The sequence below is a fragment of the Duganella zoogloeoides genome (genome assembly GCF_034479515.1).
In the GTDB taxonomy this organism is placed as follows: domain Bacteria; phylum Pseudomonadota; class Gammaproteobacteria; order Burkholderiales; family Burkholderiaceae_D; genus Rugamonas; species Rugamonas zoogloeoides.
On sequence record NZ_CP140152.1, the window covers coordinates 2,196,154 to 2,211,728 of the forward strand.

A 15,575-nucleotide genomic window follows, 5' to 3' on the forward strand; every position below is an offset into this window, starting at 1 on the left:
GAGAGAACCATGGAAAAATTATTGCTCGAACATGGCACCGCGCTGATCGTCGCCGTGGCGCTGGCCAGCGGCCTGTCGGTGGCGCTGCTGGTGTGGCTGGTGAGTGCGGCGCTGGCGGAAGTGCCGCGCGAAGACCGGTCGTACAAGGATGCGCCGCCGCTCGGTTTCCGGCTGGTATGGTGGCCAATCCAGTGGATCAGCCATTTCGTCGGCCCGATCATGTCGGTAAACCGCCGCGCCGCCATGCTGGCCAAGCTGCGCCAGGCGGGGCTGGACTACACCGTCTCGCCAGCGCAACTGCTGGCGGCACGCCTGCTGGGCGCCGGGCTGCTGGCGCTGCTGTGCTGGTGGGGCCTGTCCAGCTTTGACCATGCACGCGACGGCGAGGTGGGTTTTTCGCTGATGCTGTATCTCGAAGTGATGGGTGGCGGCGCCTTGCTGGGCTTTTTCTATCCGTCGTTCTGGCTGCGCGACCTGATGCGGGCACGGCGCAGCGAGCTGCTCAAGACGCTGCCGTTTTATCTCGACATCATCACGCTGTGCGTGGAAGCCGGGCTGAACCTGCAGGGCGCGCTCAACCAGTCGGTGGACAAGGGCCCGCGCGGCGTGCTGCGCACCGAGATCCAGCGCGTGCTGCGCGACATCCGCGCCGGCAAGGCGCGGGCCGAGGCCATGCGCGCCATGGCCGACCGCCTGAGCGAACCGAACGTCACCCATTTCATCACCGCCGTGATCCAGGCCGAACGCATGGGCATGAACCTGGGGCCGGTACTGCGCGCCCAGGCCGACCAGCGCCGCACCGAGCGCTTTGCACGCGCCGAAAAGCTGGCGATGGAAGCACCGGTGAAAATGCTGTTTCCGTTGATCGCATTTATTTTTCCGTGCACGTTCATCGTGCTGTTCTTTCCAATCGTAATGAAGTTCATGCACCCCGGTGTGTGAGCCTTCGTTTTAAACCCGCCTATTGCAATGACTGTATTACAGGACATTTTGACCAGCAACGCCGAGGAATTGCTCGACCAGTGGCTGGCGCTGATCGAGCAAGATATCGCCGACGGCTGGCGCGCATTTTATGCGCGCGCGGTGTGGATGCGCGAACACCTGCCGGCACCGTTGATCAATGGCCTGGGCCGGGCGCTGATGGTCGAGCAGCTGCGGCAAAAAATCGGCGCAAACGGCCAGCCGGTGCTCGCCGACGATGTCGGCATGGTCCGCGAACTGTCCCAGCGCCTGGACTTGCCGGAGTGCCGGAATTATTTGCAGGTGGGCATCCTGTCCCTGCAACAGCAGCCCGCGCCTCTGGACCTGGTGGCCGATGCCGCGGTCATGCGCTTGCTGAACACCGCGCATCGGCACGCCGAGTTTGAGATCCGGCGCAACCAGGCCAACTGGTACGTGGAATCGACTGCCCGCTGCACGCTCACGCCACCGCTTATCACGCTGCCCAAGGAGGGCAAGCCAGCGGTGCGCGACGACAGCGAGCCGCTGGCACTCGATACCCACTACTGGTGGAATGTGTACGAGCCCGATCATCGCGTGGCGATGGATTGCGACAACAATGGCCTGTTTACGCCCGCCGTCAGCCTGATGCTGATGGCGGCGCTGGCGCCCGATTTTCCGTACGCCGAAACCTTGAGCACGGCGAAACGGCTGGTATTCATGCAGGCCGGCGACGGCGCGCTGGCCTGGGCGATCGTGATCGAGAAAATCGATGGCGGCCGCACGTTCCGTTACCCGCCGGCGCTGATGCTGATCGACCGTCACCTCGGCAAGAAACTCAAGGACCAGCACGTGCTGTTTCATAACGTTCTGACCCGGCCTTATTTTTCCGATGCGATCAGTGGCCAGGCGGCGATGGAACTGGAACTGCGCTTTCACCTGCCGCGCTATCGCCGTCTGATCGACGTGTACCGCCCCTATATTGCAGCGACGCAGTCTGCCGCACAACAACTGCTGGCCTGACCCCCATTCCACCAACGCCTACCGACCATGACCAACAATCCCGTTCCTGATGCCGCAAACGCACCGCCTGGTGATGCCTGGCTCCGCACCTGCAGCGGCGATCACCGGTTGGCGGTGCACCGCGCCGCCGGCTTCGCCAGCCGTTTCATGGGACTGATGGGGCGCGCCGGGCTGGCTCCCGGTGCCGCGCTGCTGTTGCCCGGCTGTTCCAGTGTGCATACGTGCTTCATGCGCTTCACCATCGACGTGCTGTACCTCGACCGCGAAGGCGTGGTGCGCAAGTGCGTGCCGCAATTGCGGCCGTGGCGCGCCAGCCTTGGCGGCGCCGGGGCGCGCCACACGCTGGAACTGGCGGCGGGCAGCATCGTGCGCTGGAACATCGCACCTGGCGACCGGCTGCACGATCCGCGGTCGCACTGGGAAGTGCTGGCGCCTTTGTCGCCGGCGCCGGCGCAACCGGCCAGCGCGCCGCCGTCCGCCCCGGTGCGCGCCGCCATGCGCGGGCGCCAGCGTGGCGCGGCGGTGGTGGAGCTGGCCGTGGTAGCGCCGATCCTGACCATCATGGGGCTGGGCACGGTGCAATACAGCCAGCTGTTCTTCGCAAAAAACCAGCTCGACCACGCAGCGATGCTGGCCGCGCGCGCCGGCAGCGTGGGCAACGCCAAACTCGACGCCATCAAAAACGCCTACACCGAAGGACTGGTGCCGATGTTCGGCGGCGGCGAAACCGCCGCCAAGCTGGCGGATTCGCTGGCGGCGGCCAAGGTATCGGTGGAAGCCAATGCCTCCATCGAAATGCTGAACCCGACGAAGGAAGCATTCCAGGACTTTAACGATCCGGCCCTGCAAACCCTGCTCAACACCCAGGGCAAGCGCGTGATATCGAATCGCGGCCTGGCGTTCAAGCCGAACTCGGTGGGCCCCACATCGGGCGAGACGCTGCAGGACGCCAACCTGATCAAGCTGCGCATCACCCACGGCATCAAGCCGGTGGTGCCGATCATTTCGAGCATCTACAAGGTGTACCTGAAGTGGCAGGACACCGGCACCGATCCCGTGCAAACGCGCCTGATCAACGACGGCCTGGTGCCGGTGGTTACGCACGTTACCCTGCAAATGCAGTCCGACGCCATCGAACCCGATCACCCGGTATCGTCGCCGGGGGCCGGCAACGGCGGCAATCCGACCAACCCCGGCGATCCGCCGGTCACGGGCGAGCCGCCGCCGGACGGCGAGTGCGGCACCCTCGGCGGTTGCACCACGCCGCCGCAACCACCGGGTAACACCTGCCCGGTGCCGATTTCGGCCAACCTCAGCGCCGACGCGCTGTTTGGGTTTGACCAGGCCACGCTGCAACCGGCCGGCATCGCCGCGCTCGACCAGCTAATCCAAAGCACCAATGGCCAGACCTACGACACCCTGACCGTGACCGGCTACACCGATCCGATCGGCACCGAGGCCTACAACCTCGAGTTGTCGCGCCGGCGTGCACAGGCAGTACGCGACTACCTGATCGGCCATGGCCTGCAGGTCGATCACATCAACGTGGTGGGCGCCGGGTCGGCCAGTCCGGTGGTGCAGCCGGGCGGCTGCCCGGGCATGACCGGCGCCGCGCTGCAAGCCTGCTACGCGCCCAACCGGCGCGTAGTGGTCGAACTGACGCCGAGAGGTTGACGCCATGATCTCATTGCTTCGATCGCTGTTGACGGCACGCCGGCGCGCCACGCTGGCGGCGCTGCTGCTCTCTGGCGCCGCCGCATGGCCGCAGGGGGCGCTGGCCTGCCCGGGCGACGGCGGCGCCACCTGCGGCGCTGCCGATGCGCCGGCCACCCAGCCCGGCGCCACCAGCGTGAATATCGGCGCCGGCAATCCGATCAACATCATCACCGGCAACAAGTACCAGCGCGAGGACGACCTGCCGGCGCTCCCCGGCGTGCTGGGCCTGGAAATCGTGCGCCACTACAACAGCCGCTTCAGCGGCACGGCAGCGGTGCCGGGTCTGGTGGGACGCGGCTGGAAGCTCTCGTATGAAACCGAGCTGGCAATCGACGGCGACACCATCCGCGCCTGGCAGGCCGACGGCAGCAGCTTCATGTTCCGCCGCGACCTGGCCAACCCGGCGCTGGCCAACAGCGCCGATCCGGCCAACGGCAGTATTGCCATCCGCCGCAACGGCGCCGGGCGCGACGAATACCTGTGGCGCTGGGCCAATGGCCGCGAACTGAGTTTCGACCAACGCGGCAAGCTGGTGCAGATCAAGGCCGCCACCGGAGAAATTCTCAGCCTGCTGTACGATGCCCGCGGCTTGCTGGTCAAGGTCACCGATCCGCAGGGACGCAGCCTGCGCCTGTCGTACCTGGACCGCCAGCAGGTTGCCGCGGCCGACCGCTTCCGCGGCGTGCAAAGCATCGATACGCCGGTGGGGCGGTTCAGCTACGAATACGGCAACCCGCCACCGAAAAGTTCCACGCTGGCGCCGCAGTACCTGCTGGCCAACCTGGTGCGGGTGCGCTATCCGGCCAGCGCGGCGGGTGCCGCTGGCACCGGTCGCCAGTACCATTACGAGGCGGCCGCTCACCCCACCAACCTGACCGGCATCACGATCGAAGGCCAGGGCGCGGATGGCAAGCCGACCGCGCAACGCTACGCCACCTTTGGCTACCAGGCCGACGGCCGCGCCGTGCTGTCTACCCACGCCAACGACGTGGACAAGGTCACCGTCAGCTTCGAGCGGCCCGGCATTACCGTCGTCAAGAACAGCGCCGGCCAGCAGACCACGTATCGCTATGCCAGCATGGCCGACGATTACCGCCTGCTGGAAGTGCGCGGCGCCGGTTGCGCGCTGTGCGGACCGCCCAACCAGCGTTATCGCTACGATTCGCAAGGCCGGCTGCTGGAAACCATCGAGCTCGATAGCCAGGGGCTGGCGCTGCACAGCCAGGTGACCGAAGTGGATCACTACGGCCGCGCGCTGCTGGTCAGCCGTATCGAATACATCAAGGGCAAGGCCCAGCCAGCGCAGTGGCAGCTGCGTTACGAGTACGCGCCAGGCAGCGCCGGCGGGCCGGTGCTGATTGCCCGGCCGAGCGTGGTGCCGGGGCGTGAGGCGGTCACGCGCATTGCCTACAACGACCGCGGGCAGCCCATCAGCGTGACGGTCAGTGGCTGGTCACCGCAGCCGCCGGGCATGGGCGCGCCACTGGCCATCGTGCGCACCACGCGCTACGCCTACCAAATGGTCAATGGCCTGAGCGTGCTGGCGCAGGTCGATGGGCCGCTGGCCAACGGCAAGACGAACAGTCCGGCCGATTCCGACATCACCCGCTTCGAGTTCGAAGCCAGCGGCCACTTTGTCAGCCGCGTCACCGCGCCAGGCGGCATCGTTACCGACGTGCGCGAACGCGATGCCGCGCTGCGGCCGGTGGTGCTGCGCCGCGTGGACGGCGCCCTGCAGCAGATCGCGTCCAATCGCCTCAATTGGCGCGGGCAGACCGAGGTGGGCAGCGTGGCGGCGACACAGGCCGGTGCCGACGCCGCGCAGACCCGTACGCTGCAGTACGCCTACGACGCCGCCGGCAATCTGACGGGCGTTACGCAGCCGGGCAACCTGACCACCCGCTACGTGTACGATGGCGCCGGCCGTCTGGCCGAACAGGTGCTGGCCGACGGCAGCCGCATTGCCACCCCGCGCGATACCGAAGGCCGCCAGCCGGGCGCCGCCAGCCCGGCCGGCAGCGAACAAGATCTTTGGGGCCGTTCGGTGGCGTGGCGCGACGCCAGCGGCGCGCCCTTGTTGCAGGCGCAGTGGGGCGCGATCGGCACCGCCGCGCAAGGCGATGTGCTGGCGCTGAGCACGCGCAATGCGCAGGCGCAGCGGCTGCTGGACGACGATGGCTGCGTGGTGGCCATCCGCAATCCGGGCCAGGGCTGGCAGACCGCGCGCTACGACGCCGCCGGCCGTATCGAAGAAGCCACTGATCCGCGTGGTGCCCGCCAGCGCGCCAGCTGGGACGTGGCCGATCGCCTGCTGCGGCTGGAGCGCTACGCGGCCGGCGCCAGCACGGCGGAACAGGTGCTCACGTATCGCTATGCCGGCGCCTGGGCCAGCGAAGAAACCATCACCGACGCCGACGGCGCGCGCACCACGCTGACGGTGCGCGATGCCCAGGGCAGGGTGCTGAGCGAAACGCTGCGCATCACCGCCACCGGCCCGCTGGCGGCCGCGCTGGCGCAACCGGTGCAGATCAGCCAGTCCTACCGCTACGATGCGGCCGGCCGGTTGCTGGCCCGCATCCTGACCGACAACACCGGCCGCACGCTGGAACTGGCCACCACGCTGGACGCGCAAGGCCTGCCGGCGAACATCGCTGCAGTGGGCCTGCTGCCGTCGTGGCTGGGCGGACGCCAGGCGCTGATCGACCGGGTGCAGTGGCAACAGCTGCCTGGCGGGCCGTATGCGACCGAGATCGCCCACGGCGACGGCAGCATCGACCGCTACCCGCGCATCGATACCGGGCGCGTGGATGCCGACGGCGTGACCACGCCGGCCGCGCGTGCCAGGGCGACCTCGGCTGCCACAGCGACCGCGACAACGAGCGCAACCTCAAGCGCAACAGCGGCCGCGCTGGCGGACGCACCTTCCGCCTTGCCGGACGGGGGAATGGCGGCCACGGCATCGGCCACCGATGCCGGCCAGGACCGCGCACCATTGGCCGGCCCGGGCGCGTCGCCCGACAGTGCCGGACTGCCAGCGACCGTGACGACTGCGCAGGGCGAACAACGCTTGCACTGGAACGCGGCCGGCCAGTTGAGCGCCACCGCGCGCGCCGGCAGCAGCAGCCGCTACCTGTACGATGCGCGCGGCCGCCGGGTGGTCAAGCTGGTCACCGACGCGCAGGGTGCGGTGCAGGTCTCCTTGATGGCGTACGAAGGCAACAACCTGGTGGCCGAGGCCGATGCCCACGGCCGGGCCAGCTTTGCCTATGTGCACCTGGGCTCGCGGCCGGTGGCGCAGCTCGACCTGCGCCCCGGCAGCTGGTGGCAAACCGTGCAGGCGCGCCTGTTCGGCGTGACGTCGCTCCACCTGCACACCAGCCGCGCCGGCCTGGTGCAGAACATGACCGAGGGCGGCAAAGTGGTGTGGCAGGATGCGCCATCGAACCGCGCCAACCCGGTACACCAGCCGCTGCGCTACGTGGGCCAGTACCACGATGCCGACAGCGGCCTCGCTTACCACGGCGCCCGCTATTTCGAACCCGGCAGCGGCCGCTTCATCAGTCCTGATCCGCAGGGCGTGGCAGACGCCGTCAACGAACTGTCCGGCGATTTGCTGCTGGACCTGTACGCTTACGCGGGCGGCCAGCCGAACGACTACTTCGACCCGGACGGCGCGGCGCGCATCCGGTATTTTGCGATTACCACCAAAGCCAATGGCCAGGCCATCGGCCAGGACCAAGGATATACCAAGGCACGCTGGGCCTTTATCGTGGATAACATCCAGGGTGGCGGCGATAGCAGCGCATTGGGGCAAAAGCGTAATGAATATGCCCAGAACGGCGCGGGACTGCTGGTGGACGCAAATGGCAGCTTCCTGGGCGTGGGACAGGAGGCTGCCACCTGGACCGGTGCGAACGGCAGGCTGGACGAGTTTACAGCGCATTACGGTGCCAACCTGATCGCGATCCCGGAATTTACCATCAATGATATGAGCGACGATGACGCCACCAAGCTGATCGCCAGTTACATCGCGGCTGACCGGCAGGCGCTGTTCCCGACCCAGTGCCCGGGCAAATCGACCTTGCTGCCGCCGATTAAATTCGGTACCGGCGATGCCGATATCAATATCATGATGGGTACTGCAAACGGGGCAAACAAGCAGCGAATTCTGGCGTGCGGTGCAGGGTCGAGTACCGATATCACACTGCGCCGTATCGCCAAGTACGAGGCGGCTGCGGAAACCAACGAGACCGCGCGCATCAACCGTGATTGCTCCACAACCGGTTGCCCCGGCATTGGGTACTACTGTAGCGCCACCAAGTGCTTCACCCCCAGGGACCAATTGCTCTACGGTCCGCCAGATACCACGGAGCCGGTGTACACGCCTTCATATGGACGTTCGCAGTTTATCGGCAGCACGCTGGTCGGGGAATTGTTGGGTGGTTACACCGCGTTCAGCGCCGATATTCTGACGCAGCTGGGCCTGACTCAACCGATGAAAACGTCGCTGGAAAGTGCAAAGGTCCGTGGCAACAAGATGGTTGCATGGTGGGACAGTGCAGTCCCGGCGGCCAACTATGCTGCGGCCAACCAGGCCTGGGCCAATCTTTCGGCAGCCAACAAAACGCGGTTCACTGCGGAAACTGGGCTTGGTGAGCGCGCCTACGTAGACATGATCCGTATTAAAACTCAGCCGCCCACCAATTCCAATGGCGCCGACTTGTCCGGTGATGCGAAGCAGGCGTTGGTGACCACCGCTATCATGAGTGATACCGTCGTCAAGGATTTACTGATGGGGATCTTCCAGGACTTCGACAAATTTACCGTGATGAGCCATGCCCTGATGCGAAAAAATCTGGAGGCGGCCATCGCCTACCAGTCGACTGCATCGGAAGCGTACCTGGCGGCCATGGTCGCGCGCGCCCACAATGGCGGCGTGTGGAAGAGAACGTATCAACAGTTGACGACCAGTGACTCCTATGATTATGTGAAAAACTTCATCGGCGCCCCGGGCCATACCGTGAAAGGCGACTGGAAATCGCTGCGCTGCACCGAGAGCCTGGGCGACAACACCGTCAGGCCCGGCACCGGGGGCGTAGGGATAGGCGGTCTGCAATTTACACCACTGATATTGAAATGAACTACTGATGAAAAAAATCTTGCGCAATGTGATACCGCTCCTGCTGGCATCGGCCTGCGCGGCCGCCGCGGGTCAGACCACCGGACTGACGAATACCATCCCGGCGTGTCGTATGCCTGCAGGTAAAGTCCTGCCGGATAAATATTACACGCTGTCAAAAGCCAAAAACGCGTTCAACTGGGTAGCTGGTGCCACGCGCGGCGACGGTGTGGTGGAAGGCAATGGCTGGGAGCGTGTAGACGGCTCCGGGATGCATGACTGGTTTTCGTTTTACCGCATCGATCTGAATGGCGATGGCCTTTGCGACTGGTATCTGAACGCTGCGGCGCCCATGTCCACGGGCGGGGATCGGGAATCGATCAACACGCTATACCTGGGGCGAGCGGCGGGCTGGACCCGTATTGGCGCCGACGTGCCGCAAGATAAGCCGGACGGGCTGGGCTACGGCAAAACCGGCGCGCAGCAGCGCCAGTTTCTGTTTGGTGAGGAACCGGCGGTCATCCATGATGCGGCCAGCAAGGCCAATTACATCGTGGCGGCGCTGTACAGCCGGAACGGCCAGCGCAACGGCAGGCCGGGCTATCGCATTTTCAACTGGGATGCCGACCGTAACACCTTGCGGCTGCTCGATAAATGGGAGCCCGGTTCGAAAGCCGCCCAGGTGTATGCCTACTTCAAGGCGCACGGAGCGAGGATGCCCGCGTCTGCAGCGACCGCAGCAAGCGACACCATCCAGGCCTTCGATCCCGACGTGGAAGCGTTCGAGCTAGAGCAGGCTTGCGATCCGCAAAGTGCATTGCGGTCATTTCCCGAAGCGAATGGCGTGGTATCGAAGTACCTGCTGGTCCGGTGCAAACGCTAAGCGGTGAAGCCGTGTGCATCCAATGAAAGAAGCGACAGTGAAAAAGATCTGGATAGCGTTGGCATCGGTAATCTGTGTGGTGTCGGCGCAGGCGGCGGCACTGCAGCGAGCGGACTTGAGCCTGAAGCCGCCGGCCGCCTGCAAAGGTGCCGGTCGTCCGGCGCCGAAGATGAAGGAAACGGTGCATGCCGAAACGGTGGGCGCGGCCGCCACCACGATAGACCTCAATGGCGATGGCTGGTGCGACTGGATCATGACGCTGGCATACCCGATGAATACCGGATTACCCGAGTACGGCGCAAAGGAAGCGATCTTGCTGGGCACCGACAAAGGCGCGAGAACCTTTGGCAACATCGAGAAAATGAGACCGCATTGGAAGCAGCAATTGCCCGTACCCGACGGCCTGGTGATGCCCGATGGCGTGACGGGAATGGCGCCGGTACTGGTGGCGTATTCCAGCAAGTCCAAAGCGCCGTACTTTATCGGTTTCTCCAACGCCTATCCCGACTTTGTGGCCGATGCGGACAGTTACGCCGTATACCAGTGGAACACTGAATTCGACACGCCGCAAATGGTCAGCAATGCCGACTATCTGACGGTGATGAACTTTTTACGCAAGCAGTACTGCGAGGGCAAGCACTATGCGAGCCAGGATTTTCAGCATCCCGAAACCAGCAATGCCGACCATCCGCTGGAAGTTGTCATGTGTTCGCCGCAGATGGCCGCTGCAATCGAGCGTGCAGAGCATCGATCCCGGCCATGAGATTAACCTGGAACCGGCACTTGCAGATGGCTGCCGTCACGTTCGCCCCAATGATTGATGCCTGACCAGTTGCCATTGTCCAGTTTTAAACAGGAGAGCACTTGAACCTCACCCCCCGTACCCTGATGTTGCTGGTCACCGCAGCGATAACCACGCCATGGCGAACCACTCCGCGCGGCGGCTGGCGCACGCGCTGGCTGGCCGGCGTCCTGTGGGCCGCTGCGGCAGGCACGGCAGTGGCCTGTCCCGGCGATGCCGGTCCCACCGGCGGCAAGTGCGATGTCCGTACCGCGCCAGCGAGCCAGCAGGCCGGTGCGGCCAGCGTGAATATCGGCGCCGGCAATCCGATCAATGTCATGACCGGCAATAAGTACCAGCGCGAGGAAGACATGGCGGCGCTGCCAGGCGTGCTGGGACTCGAGATCGTGCGCCACTATAACAGCCTCTACAGCGGCAATGGCACGGTGCCGGGACTACTCGGACGCGGCTGGAAGCTGTCTTATGAAACTGAATTGGTCGCGGTGGGCCAGACGCTGCAAGTGTTCCAGGCCGAGGGCAGCAGCCTGATGTTCAGCCGCGACCTGGCCAACCCGGCGCTGGCCGTGGGCGCCGATCCGGCCAACGGCAGCATCGCCATCCGCCGCAACGGCCAGGGCGGTGACGAGTACATCTGGCGCTGGCGCGATGGACGCGAACTGAGCTTCGACCAGCGCGGCAAGCTGGCGCAGATCAAGGCTGCTACCGGCGAGATGCTCAGCCTGATGTACGACGCCAAAGGCTTATTGGTCAAGGTGACCGACCCGCAGGGACGCAGCTTGCGGCTGCTGTATCCGGAGCGCCAGCAGGGCGCCCGCTTTCGCGGCGTGCGCGGCATCGACAGTCCGGTGGGCCGCTTCGACTACGACCATGATGACGGCGCGGCGCAACCGGCACGGATTGCCAACCTGGTGCGGGTGGGCTATCCCGGTGGTGCCGAAGCACGCCAGTATCACTACGAAGATGCGGCCCATCCTTCGTACCTGACCGGCATCAGCATTGCCGGCCCGGCCAGCTGGCGTTACGCCACGTATGCGTACCAGGCGGACGGCAAGGCAGTGCTTTCGACGCACGCCAACGATAGCGACAAGGTGACGGTCCGCTTCGACCGCCCCGGCCTGACCACGGTGACCAACAGCCAGGGCGGCCAGACCACCTACCGCTATGCCACGATGGCCGATGATTATCGCCTGCTGGAAGTGCGCGGCGCCGGCTGCGCACTGTGCGGTCCCAGCAACCAGCGCTACAGCTACGACAAGCTGGGACGGCTCACTGCCGTAACGCAGCTGGACCGGCAAGGCGCGGCGCTGCAACAGGTCCAGACCGAGCTCGATCATTACGGCCGGGTGCTGAGGCTCAGCCTGATTACCTATCGCAACGGGCGGCCTGGTCCGGCCCAGCTGCAGGCGCGGTATGAATACGGCAGCGCCACCGCCGCGGGGCCCACGCTGATTGCGCGGCCCAGCGTGGTGGCGGGCAAGGAGGCGCTCACGCGCATCCTGTACGGCCGCGAACGTACCGCGCAGCTGCCGCTGGCATTGCAGCAAACCGGCTTCGTGCCGACCTACGACGGCCTGGGTGTGGCAGCGACGCTGAGCCGCGCCAGCGGCTACCGCTACGATGCGGCCGGCCACCTGGTGCAGCACGATGGTCCGCTGCCCAATGCCGACCGCGATGCCGGCCCGGCAAACAGCGACATCAGCCGCACCGACTATGACAGCCGCACCGGCCTGCCGTTGCGCAATATCGCACCGGGCAATGTGGTCAGCGAAGTGATCGAACGCGACCAGGCATTGCGCCCGGTGCGCGTGCGCGTGACCGACGGCGCGCTGGTGCAGACCACCACCACCCGCTACAACTGGCGCAGTCAGCCGCTGCAGGTCGATGTCGAGGCGTACTATAACGACCCCGCCGGCAAACCCGCCGCGGCCACGCGCATGCACCGCGTACTCAGCTACCAGTACAATGCCATGGGACTGATGACCAGCACCACCACTGGCGGCGTGCTCACCACGCACGTACTGTACGACGCGGCCGGCCGGCCGACCCACCGCATACTGCCGGACGGCAGCCAGATCGTGCTGGCGCACGACAGCGAAGGACGCCGCCAGTCCGAGTTGCGCTACGCTGGCGCTGGCGCCGGCGATTTGCGCAACCGTATCGATTTCCAGTACGACGACGCCAGCCGCCTGACCCGGGTGGGCGACAGCCTCGGCCTGCTACGGCACAACCGCTACGACGATGCCGGCCGCCTTACGGCTAGCAGCAACGTGCTGGGCATCGCTACCCGCTACGACTACGACGAGCAGGGCCTGCTGGCGCAGCGCACCGATGCCGATGGCAGCGCCGATGCCGCCCACATCCGCCTGCGCCACGACATCCTGCAACAGCTCACTGCAGTCACCGATGCCAATGGTGTGGTGACCGAACGGCGCTACGATGACTTCGGCCGCAAGGTGATGGAAGCGAACGCCGATCGCGGCGTCACGCTGTATCAGCATGACGTGGCGGGCCGCATGGTGGCGCGCATCGACCAGACCGGCAACACGGTACGGTTTACCTATGACCACGCCAATCGCCTGCTAGCGCTGGGCGCCGGCGCCCAACCGGCCCTCACGCACTACCGGTACCAGGGACTGCGCCTGGCAGCAGTGCTGGTCACGCGCGACGGCAACCCCGACCACCCGGTGGAACACACGCAATTTGCCTACGATGCGCTGGGCCAGATCACCGAAGAGCGGCAATGGCTGGCCAAGGTGGACGCCGCGCCCGGCAAACCGGCGGCGCTGCGCACGGTGGCGCTCACGCAGGCTGCCGGCCTGAATTTCGTCACCCGCAACAGCTACGACGGCGCCGGGCGGTTGACCGCCCAGGTGCTGCCAGATGGCCACACGCTCAGTTACCGTTACGCGCCGCAGGGTGCGCGGCTGCAGCAGGTGCTGTTCGACCAGCAGGTGGTAGTGGGCGGCATCGAGCAGACCATCGTGGGCGGTATGACCGCGCTCACGTTTGGCAATGGTGTGCACCAGCAGATGCGGTTTGACAGGCGTGGCCGCATGACACAGATCGATGCGCAGCGCGGCGCGCCGCCGGACGATGCCCCCTGGCTCGACCGCCTGCGGGCCTGGTGGACTGGCGCGGGACAGACCGCGCCGCTGGTGTATAGCCAGGACAATCGTTACGACCAGGCCGGCCGCCTGCAAGCGTTGCAGCGCGCCCAGGGCGAGGCCGGCAATCTGCCGGCCAGTACGCGCCGTGAGCATTTCCAGTACGATGATCTCAACCGTCTGACGTCGGTGGCGGTGGATGATGACACGCCGCAGCACTACGCCTATGATCGCGGCGGCAATCGCCGTAGCACCGATGGCGGCGCCGGCCCGGCGCTGCACTACGCCTATGCCGCCGGCAGCAATCGCCTGCAGGCAATTGCTGCCGATGCCGCCAGCGGGCCGCCGCAATCGGCCTGGCTGTATCACGCGTCTGGCGTGCCGCTGGTGCAGCTGGCGGCAACGGCCAGCAGCTGGCGCAACCAGCGCGTGACCTACAATGCGGGACGGCGGCCGGTGGCAGTGTATGCCGCCAACGGCCGTCCGCTGGCGCGCTACGCGTACGGCAGCCTTGGCGAGCGCATGGCGAAAACCGTGTACGGCAGCGATGGCGTGGCCCGCACCAGCTACAGCCTGTACCGCGAACAGCGGCTGGCAGCGGAAACCGACGCCGATGGCCGCATCACCGCCCACTATATTTATTTGTACGGCAAGCCGGTAGCCAAGGTCGATATCGTGCCCGACAACAGCACCACCGCGCGTCTGTGGCACAAGCTGGGCGCCTCGTCGCAGCCGGGCACGGTCGCGCGGTTGTCGGCCATCCATACCGACCACCTGGGCGTGCCGCAAGCCATGACCGATGCCCGGCAGCGCATCACCTGGCTGGCGCGCAGCGACGCGTTTGGACTGGCAACCGTCCTGTACGCCGCGCACGAAGACGGCCAGCAAGCCAGCATGTCGCTGCGCCTGCCCGGCCAGGTCTACGACGCGGAAACCGGCTTGCACCAGAACTATTACCGCGATTACGATCCGCGCACCGGGCGTTACACCACGCCCGATCCGATGGGCGTGGAAGGCGGCCTCAATCCCTATACCTATGCCGCGTCGAACCCGCTGGCGAATATCGATCCGCTGGGCTTGTACGAAAGCGATATCCACTACTACACCACCTTCGTGCTGGCGCTGGCGGCGGGACTGAGCCAGGCCGATGCGCGCATGCTGGCGCTGGGCGCCCAGTATGTGGACGAGAACCCGCTGACCAAGCCCATGCCGCATGGGACTAGTCCGCAATCGATGAGCGTGAATGCCGAAGCATTGCTGAAATATCACTTCGTGCTGCCCGGCGGCCAGGGCGACGCCAGCATCATGAATCCGAGCAGCCCGCAGTTGAGCAACCTGGAGAATGCCGCCGCGATTGCGGCCGCCGCCGGCAACCGCAACGCGTGCCTGCAATTCGCGGGCGAGTTTCTGCACTCGTTCGAGGATACTTTCTCGCACCGCGACTACAATAACGTGACCTTCGATCCCGTCAAACAGATCAACGTGATACGCTGGGGCATCCTGGGGCTCACGGTCGACCAGAAAAACCAGGGGCTGGGCCACGGTTTGCTGGCCCACGATCCCGACTATACCTACAACCACCAGGGCAAGGAGTGGGGCGAGTGGACGTCGGACAACCACGGTACCGTCAACCTGTTCCTGCCGCCGCACGATGTAAACTGGGATGTCAACGAACTGCGTACGCTGAACATGGAGCAGGCGGCATTCAATAAATTGCTGGCGTACGGCGATCCGGCGAAGGCAGGCAACTGGACGGTGATCCGCCAGTTCATGATGGAATTTAATGCGATACCGGAGAACGAGAGTAACGCCGAGGACTTCCCGCTGAAGCTGGCAAAGCTGTCTGCATTGCTGCGGGCACTGAATATCGAAGGCATCGATCTCACCGGGGCGGATCGATATAAAGCGACCGATGCCAAGAACAATCGCGATACCAATACCCAGGGCCTTAATCCGACCGACTACCCCGGCACCATCCTGCGTTGACAA

General features: G+C 65.4%; 7 protein-coding genes. All 7 read left to right on the forward strand.

Annotation, left to right across the window (positions count from 1 at the left end; genetic code table 11):
- Positions 1–9: 9 nt before the first annotated feature.
- The 7 genes from SR858_RS09755 (at position 10) to SR858_RS09785 (ending at position 15,572) form a co-directional block, all read left to right on the forward strand.
- Positions 10–942, forward strand: coding sequence for a type II secretion system F family protein (locus SR858_RS09755; protein ID WP_019920587.1), 933 nt, complete (start codon positions 10–12; stop codon positions 940–942).
- A gap of 27 nt (positions 943–969) precedes the next feature.
- Complete coding sequence (locus SR858_RS09760) at positions 970–1,962, forward strand: hypothetical protein (RefSeq protein WP_154819776.1); 993 nt, start codon at positions 970–972, stop codon at positions 1,960–1,962.
- A gap of 27 nt (positions 1,963–1,989) precedes the next feature.
- Positions 1,990–3,636, forward strand: a complete 1,647-nt coding sequence (locus SR858_RS09765; protein ID WP_084669823.1) for an OmpA family protein — start codon at positions 1,990–1,992, stop codon at positions 3,634–3,636.
- Positions 3,637–3,640: 4 nt separating this feature from the next.
- Positions 3,641–8,818: a DUF6531 domain-containing protein gene (locus SR858_RS09770; protein ID WP_084669825.1), complete on the forward strand. Its 5,178-nt coding sequence runs from the start codon at positions 3,641–3,643 to the stop codon at positions 8,816–8,818.
- Positions 8,819–8,825: 7 nt separating this feature from the next.
- A complete protein-coding gene (locus tag SR858_RS09775; protein ID WP_019920591.1) occupies positions 8,826–9,680 on the forward strand; it encodes a hypothetical protein in 855 nt (284 codons plus the stop codon).
- A gap of 37 nt (positions 9,681–9,717) precedes the next feature.
- Positions 9,718–10,443 carry a hypothetical protein gene (locus SR858_RS09780; RefSeq protein WP_154819777.1) on the forward strand — a complete coding sequence of 242 codons (726 nt, stop codon included), beginning with the start codon at positions 9,718–9,720 and terminating at the stop codon, positions 10,441–10,443.
- Positions 10,444–10,544: 101 nt separating this feature from the next.
- Complete coding sequence (locus SR858_RS09785) at positions 10,545–15,572, forward strand: DUF6765 family protein (protein WP_154819778.1); 5,028 nt, start codon at positions 10,545–10,547, stop codon at positions 15,570–15,572.
- Positions 15,573–15,575: the final 3 nt, after the last annotated feature.

Bases quoted from the DNA above. Each gene is read 5' to 3' on its own strand.
- SR858_RS09760 (WP_154819776.1), top strand. From the start codon at position 970: ATGACTGTATTACAGGACATTTTGACCAGCAACGCCGAGGAATTGCTC.
- SR858_RS09770 (WP_084669825.1), top strand. From the start codon at position 3,641: ATGATCTCATTGCTTCGATCGCTGTTGACGGCACGCCGGCGCGCCACG.
- SR858_RS09775 (WP_019920591.1), top strand. From the start codon at position 8,826: ATGAAAAAAATCTTGCGCAATGTGATACCGCTCCTGCTGGCATCGGCC.
- SR858_RS09765 (WP_084669823.1), top strand. From the start codon at position 1,990: ATGACCAACAATCCCGTTCCTGATGCCGCAAACGCACCGCCTGGTGAT.
- SR858_RS09755 (WP_019920587.1), top strand. From the start codon at position 10: ATGGAAAAATTATTGCTCGAACATGGCACCGCGCTGATCGTCGCCGTG.